The following is a 6,859-nucleotide window of genomic DNA, read 5'->3' as shown; positions in this document are numbered from 1 at the left end:
CCAGGGACACGGACCCGGCCACGGCCACGGACCCGGCCACGGACCCGGTCACGGCTCCGGTGACGGTCAGGGGCATGACCACGGCCCCGGGCATGTCCAAGGGCACGGTCACGGTCACGGCCACGGCCACGGCCACGACACCGACATCGACTGGGCCGAGATGGCCCCGCACCTCGAGGCCCAGGCCGAACTGTTCATGCCCCTGTACGAGCGGGCCCTCGCCTGGCTCGGCAAGGAGGTGACCGAGCCGGGGCTGATCGTCGACGCGGGAAGCGGTCCCGGCGTCGTCTCGTGTCTGTTCGCCGAGACCTTCCCCGGCGCCCGGGTCCTGGCGGTCGACGGCTCCGAGCCGCTCCTGGACCGGGCCGCGGCGCGCGCCGCCCGGCTCGGGTACGCCGACCGCTTCGGCATCCTCGCCGGTGAACTCCCCGGTGTGCTGGACGAGTTGGACTACCCGGCAGACCTGCTGTGGGCGGGCCGCAGCCTGCACCACCTGGGCGACCAGCGCGCCGCCCTCGCCGCCTTCGCGGAGCGGCTGGCACCCGGCGGAACGCTCGCGATCATGGAGGGCGGCCTGCCCAGCCGGTTCCTGCCGCGCGACCTCGGCCTCGGTCGCCCCGGCCTGGAGTCGCGGCTCGACGCGCTGCAGGAGGAGTGGTTCGCGCGGATGCGGGCCGACCTGCCCGGTTCCGTCGAGGTGACCGAGGACTGGCCGGCGCTGCTCGGTTCCGCGGGCCTGAAGCACACCCGCACCCGCAGCTTCCTGCTCGACCTGCCCGCCCCCGCGTCCGACCGCGCCCGCGCCTATGCCGCCCTGTCGCTGTCCCGGCTGCACGACGTCTTCGGCCACGCCCTGGACACCGAGGACCGCGCCGTACTGGACCGGCTGCTCGACCCCGACGACCCGGCAGGCGTCCACCGCAGGCCGGACGTGTTCGTGCTGGCGGCGCACACCGTGCACACGGCGGTGAAGCCCGCCTAGCCGCCCGCGCGGACCTCCCGTCCCGTACACGCCCCCTCTCCCGTCGTAGTGACCTGGGTCACATCTCGGCGGTACGATGAAGGGGTGCGGTTCCGCTCGGCCGCGGCATCCCGGACGCGGCCGGTGCGGGGAGACGGGGGCCGTCATGGACCGTTACGTCAGTCAGGACACCGGCGGCTGGACCGAGTTGAGGGTCCATGGAGTGTCGGGCACTCCGCCGGAGGCCGAACTGTGCCATCCCGCCGTCGCGTTGGTGGCCGGCGACCGCCTCGCGGGCTTCTACCGGCGGGTCTGGGAGACCGCGGCAGGCGCGCGGGACGGGCGGACCTTCCGTCGTGAGGGATACGCCTGGGGCCGGCTCACCTCGGGCGACAACTCCCGTGCGCTGTGGCTGCTCCTGCTGCCCTTCATGTTCGTGAACCTGGCCTACTACATGGACCCGGGACACCGCGTCCGTCGTGGCCGTACCCGGGTCGTGCCCGAACGCAACGCCGTCCAGCGGCTCCTCGCGCTCTCCCTCACCGGCACCTACGTCCTGGCCGCGACCTCCGTGTCGATGGACCTCGTCGCCTGGCAGTGCGGCAAGGGCGACGAACAGGCCTGTTCCGGCGGCGGGTTCTGGCTGAACTGGCTGCACTACGGCTGGCTGGACTCCACCGGCCGGCACCTCGCCGTAGCGGCGGTCGTGCCGCTGGCCCTCGTCGGGCTGCTGTGGTGGCCGGCCCGCAGGACCTGGGCCACCATGGAGGCCCAGCAGGTCCCGCAGATCGCGGGCGGCCCGGACGTCCAACTGCTGCTGGAGGACCGCCAGTTGTGGAACGGCCGAGGTCCCGTACGACAGTTGCGCGCCCTGCACGTCGCCGCCGCCCTGGCCCTCGTCGGCGTCCTGCTGCTCGCGCCGCTGCTGCCTGGCGCGGACCTCACCGCCCTGGGTCGGGGCGCCACCTGGCACTCGGCGGCGGCCGTCGCACGCAACGTCCTGCTGCTCGCACTGCTCCTCGCCCTCACCCTGGTCGTGGCCTGGGTGCCGTGGGTGCGGGAGCGCGGCCGGCCCGGGGCGAAGGAGGAACAGACGCGCGGCGGCGGGGCGGAGCAGGAACCACCGGGAAACTCGGAGCAGGAACCACCGGGAAGCGCGGAGCAGGAACCACCGGGAAACGCGGAGCAGGAACCACCGGGAAACACGGAGAACGACTTCTACCGGTATCTGCCGTGGCTGGTGGGCCTGTTCGTCGGCGGCGCCCTCGCGGTGGCCTGCTGGGGCGCGGCGGACGGCAACCCGGCGGCCGCGGCGGACGCGCTGCCGTGGCAGACCGGCGCGGTGCGCCGGCTGCTGGTCGCGCAGGGAGCGCTCCTGATCCTCCTGGCCGTCTCCCACCTCGTGCGCGGCACGGCGAAGGTGCCGCGCAGCCCGGCCGAGGCCTTCGGCAACCCGCGCTTCCCGCGCCAGGCTTGGGGTGGCCTGGCCATGGCCGGAGTCGCGCTGCTCGCCACCCTGCTGGCGACGGCCCTCGCGGCAGGGGTCACGCTCCGCGTGGCGGAGATCCTGGGTGCGCCCACGGTGCCCGGACACCCGACGGAGGGCGGCCAGTACCCGCTGGTCGTGTCCACCGTCTACTTCTGGGCCTCGGTCTGCGCGCTCGCCCTCGTCGTCGTGGCCCTGCTCCTCGCCGCCCGCGCCTGGCTGACCATCCGCCTCAGCCGCAAGCGGTATCTGACGCGCGTCGAGGAGCTCTATCCCCCCGGCGACCTGGCGAAGGACCCTTCGCAGGGGCGTCGTGAACAGATCGCCGAGGCGTGGGCCCGTGCCCAGGGGCTGGACACCGCCGCCCAGAGCGGACTCGGTCTGCTGCTGTGCGCGGCCGCCCTGATCGGGGCCGCCGGTGTCGCCCTGGACCTGGCCCTGGGCACCCGGCTGGTCACGGACGGACCGCGCTGGCTGACCACCGTCGCCAACCTCGTCCTGACCGGTCTGGTCGCCGGGCTGCTGTGGGCCGGCCGACAGGCCTACCGCAGCGAACGGTTCCGGCGCACGGTCGGCATCCTCTGGGACGTCGGCACCTTCTGGCCGCGCGCCACCCATCCCTTCGCCCCGCCCTGCTACGCCGAGCGGACCGTGCCCGATCTGCTGACCCGCCTGGAGTACCTCACCGGCACGGCCCGGCAGGCCGAGGACGCCCCGGCCGCCGACAGCGACGGGGAGCACGGGAGCGACGGGGAGCACGGAAGCGAGGGCGGCCGGGTGCTGCTGTCCTGCCACTCGCAGGGCTCGGTGATCGGTGCGGCCGTGCTGCTGCAGGCCGGCACCGCCGCGAGCGCACGCACGGGATTCCTGACGTACGGCTGTCCGCTGACGCGGCTGTACGCGCGGTTCTTCCCGGCGTACTTCAACGCCCACTCGGTGGACCGGCTCGGCCAGATCCTCGCGAACCGGGGCGAGAGGCTTCCGGCGCCGAGGAAGGAGCCGGCCGTCGCCGACGGCACCCGCTGGCACAACCTGTACCGCGCCGGCGACCCCACCGGCGGCTGGGTCGTGGGCGATGTCGACCCGCTGCCGCCGGGCACGCCTCCCGCGGCCGTGGACCTGCAGCTGCTGGACCCCGAGTCCTTCTGCAAACGGCCCGGCGACACCTGTTACCAGCCTCCCAAGGGCCACTCGGACTACTTCGCGGACCCGGCGTTCGACGAGTGCGTCAACGACCGCATCGCCGACGGCGCCCGACCGGCCGGCCCCTCGGTCCTGCCCGCGCTCGCTCCCGTGATCGTCGTCTCCGAGTCGTCCGACGGCTCCGCAGCGTCCGCCGCCGAGGCCCAGTTGTGGCGGGAGAGGGCGTGACCGGCGGCCACGCCCTCTGCGTTCGTACGCGACGGGAACCCCGGGCTCAGCCCATGTCGAACGTCGCAGGGTCGGGGCCGATCCGGCGGTCCTCGTTGAGCGCGCTGATCGCCGCCAGGTCCTCGGTGTCCAGGCTGAAGTCGAACACCTCGATGTTCTCCGCGATCCGCGACGGCGTCACCGACTTCGGGATCACCACGTTGCCGAGCTGGAGGTGCCAGCGCAGCACGACCTGGGCGGGGGTGCGGTTGTGCTTCTGGGCGATGGCCACGATCGCCGGGACCTCCAGCAGGCCCTTGCCCTGACCCAGCGGCGACCAGGCCTCGGTGGCGATGCCCTGCTCCGCGTGGAACTCACGGGCGGCGTGCTGCTGCAGATGCGGGTGCAGCTCGATCTGGTTGACCGCCGGGATGACCGACGTCTGCTCGATCAGCCGCTCGAGGTGTTCCGGGAGGAAGTTGGAGACGCCGATCGCCTTGATCCGGCCGTCGGCGTACAGCTTCTCGAACGCCTTGTACGTGTCGACGTACTTGTTCCGGGCCGGCAGCGGCCAGTGGATGAGGTACAGGTCGACGTGGTCCAGGCCCAGCTTCTCCAGCGAGGTGTCGAACGCGCGCAGTGTCGCGTCGTACCCCTGGTCGGCGTTCCAGAGCTTGGTGGTGACGAAGATGTCCTCGCGGGGCAGGCCCGCCGCGGCGATGGCCTTGCCGGTGCCCTTCTCGTTGCCGTAGATCGCCGCTGTGTCGATGCTGCGGTACCCGGCCTCCAGCGCGGTGGCGACCGCCCGCTCGGCCTCGTCGTCCGGCACCTGCCAGACGCCGAAGCCCAGCTGGGGCATCTCGACGCCGTTGTTGAGGATGATCGGGGGGACCTTGCTGCTCACGAGCTCTCGATCCTTCGGTTGTCCGTCAAAGTGGTCTTCCCATCGTCAACGATCACAGGCCGTGATGCATTCCTGACCCCTGAATTCGTACCCCAAAGCCTCACCTGCGGTACGGCGCTACGTCCTGTACAGGGCGTCCACTTCGTTCGCGTACGCGTTCTCGATCGCCTTGCGCTTCAGCTTCAGCGACGGGGTGAGCAGGCCGTGCTCCTCGGTGAACGGCTGGGCCAGGATGCGGAAGGTGCGGATGGACTCGGCCTGCGAGACCAGTGTGTTCGCCGCCACGACGGCGCGGCGCACCTCCGCCTCCAGATCCGGGTCGCGCACCAGCTCGGCGGGGCTCATCTGCGGCTTGCCGCGCATCTGCAGCCAGTGCTCGATCGCCTCCTGGTCGAGGGTGACGAGGGCGGCGACGAACGGCCGGTCGTTGCCGACGACGATGCACTGGTTGACCAGCGGATGGTCGCGCACCCGCTCCTCCAGCAGCCCCGGCGAGACGCTCTTGCCGCCCGAGGTGACGAGGATCTCCTTCTTGCGGCCGGTGATGGTGAGGTAGCCGTCCTCGTCGAGGGAGCCCAGGTCACCGGTGGCCAGCCAGCCGTCGTGCAGGGTCTCGTCGGTGGCCTTGGGGTTGTTGAGGTACCCCTGGAACACGTTGTCGCCGCGCAGCCAGATCTCGCCGTCGTCCGCGATGTGGACGGTCATCCCGGGAATGGGCTGCCCCACGGTGCCGTAGCGGGTGCGGCCGGGCGGGTTGGCGGTCGCGGCCGCCGTCGACTCGGTCAGGCCGTAGCCCTCGTAGATCTGTACGCCCGCGCCCGCGAAGAACAGCCCCAGCCTGCGGTCCATCGCCGAGCCGCCCGACATGGCGTGCCGCACCCGGCCGCCCATCGCCCCGCGCAGTTTCGCGTAGACGACCTTGTCGAAGAACTGGTGCTGCATCCGCAGCCCCGCCGACGGGCCGGGCCCGACGCCCCACGCCTTCGCCTCCACCGCCTCGGCATAGGCGACGGCGACCTCGATCGCCTTCTCGAACGGGCCGGACTTCCCCTCCCGCTCCGCCTTGCGGCGGGCCGCGTTGAACACCTTCTCGAAGATGTACGGCACGGCCAGGAAGAACGTCGGCCGGAACGCGGCGAGGTCCGGCAGCAGGGCGGCCGCGTGCAGCTGCGGCTGGTGGCCGAAGCGGACCCTGCCGCGGATCGCGGCGATCTGCACCATCCGCCCGAAGACATGCGCGAGCGGCAGGAACAGCAGGGTCGCCGCCTCGTCGCCCTTCTTGGAGTGGAACACCGGCTCCCAGCGCTCGATGACGGTGTCCGCCTCGAACATGAAGTTGCCGTGCGAGATCACACAGCCCTTGGGGCGGCCCGTCGTGCCCGAGGTGTAGATGATCGTGGCGATCGAGTCGGGGGTGACCGCCTCCCGGTGCCGGTGCACCACGTCGTCCTCGACCGAGGCGCCGGCGTCGTACAGCTCCTGCACGCAGCCCTCGTCCAGCTGCCACAGCTGCCGCAGCCGCGGGAGCCGGTCGATGACGGTGGCGATCGTCATCGCGTGGTCCTCGTGCTCCACGACCGCGGCCGTGCACTCGGCGTCGTACAGCATCCAGAAGCACTGCTCGGCGGACGAGGTCGGGTAGATCGGCACCACGTGCGCGCCGATCGTCCACAGCGCGAAGTCGAACAGAGTCCACTCGTAGCGGGTGCGGGACATGATCGCGACCCGGTCGCCGAAGCGGACGCCCTGCGCGAGGAGGCCCTTGGCGAGCGTGAGGACCTCGTCACGGAACTCGGCGGCGGTCACGTCCCGCCACTCGCCGTGCTCGTCCTTGCGGCCGAGCGCCACGTACAGCGGGTCCTCCTGAGCGTGCCGGAAGACGACGTCGGCCAGACCGCCGACCGGCGGTGCCAACGCCAACGGAGGGTTGGTGAACTCGCGCAAACCCCGCACCCCGCTTCTCATGGCCGCACAGCGCCGTGAAAGCTACCCCACCTCCGCACGGGGCGGGAGGGGGTCGGAAAGCGAGCGATGCTCTCGTCTGGGCTGGTCAGTGCCGGAAAATGGGCTCACATGGGGAAGGGTCGGACACAAAACTGACGGTTGAGTAAGGTTCGGTGCCGTAATCTCCACCGAATCTGCCCGTCCCGCTTACGCC

The 6,859-nt window shown here is 71.8% G+C and carries 4 protein-coding genes; 2 read left to right on the top strand and 2 right to left on the bottom strand.

The window, feature by feature from the left end; translation table 11 throughout:
- Nucleotides 1-160 precede the first annotated feature (160 nt).
- Nucleotides 161-982, top strand: coding sequence for a class I SAM-dependent methyltransferase (locus ACIRF9_RS33140; protein WP_403829952.1), 822 nt, complete (start codon nucleotides 161-163; stop codon nucleotides 980-982).
- Between the two features lie 145 nt (nucleotides 983-1,127).
- Entirely contained in the window at nucleotides 1,128-3,818 is a 2,691-nt protein-coding gene (locus ACIRF9_RS33135) for a hypothetical protein (protein WP_403829702.1), read from the top strand.
- Nucleotides 3,819-3,864: 46 nt separating this feature from the next.
- On the opposite strand, the gene ACIRF9_RS33130 is transcribed toward ACIRF9_RS33135, so the two are convergent.
- Together ACIRF9_RS33130 and ACIRF9_RS33125 are read right to left on the bottom strand one after the other, a co-directional pair.
- Nucleotides 3,865-4,701: an aldo/keto reductase gene (locus tag ACIRF9_RS33130; RefSeq protein ID WP_403829700.1), complete on the bottom strand. Its 837-nt coding sequence runs from the start codon at nucleotides 4,699-4,701 to the stop codon at nucleotides 3,865-3,867.
- Between the two features lie 117 nt (nucleotides 4,702-4,818).
- Entirely contained in the window at nucleotides 4,819-6,645 is a 1,827-nt protein-coding gene (locus ACIRF9_RS33125; RefSeq protein WP_403829698.1) for an AMP-dependent synthetase/ligase, read from the bottom strand.
- Nucleotides 6,646-6,859: the final 214 nt, after the last annotated feature.

This window comes from Streptomyces sp. NPDC096132, from assembly GCF_044763345.1.
Classification (GTDB): Bacteria; Actinomycetota; Actinomycetes; order Streptomycetales; family Streptomycetaceae; genus Streptomyces.
The sequence above is the reverse complement of the archived record's forward strand: the minus strand, read 5'-3'. Positions and strand labels throughout refer to the sequence as shown.

Excerpts from the sequence above, each read along its gene's own strand:
- ACIRF9_RS33135 (WP_403829702.1), top strand. The coding sequence starts at position 1,128 with ATGGACCGTTACGTCAGTCAGGACACCGGCGGCTGGACCGAGTTGAGG.
- ACIRF9_RS33140 (WP_403829952.1), top strand. The coding sequence starts at position 161 with ATGGCCCCGCACCTCGAGGCCCAGGCCGAACTGTTCATGCCCCTGTAC.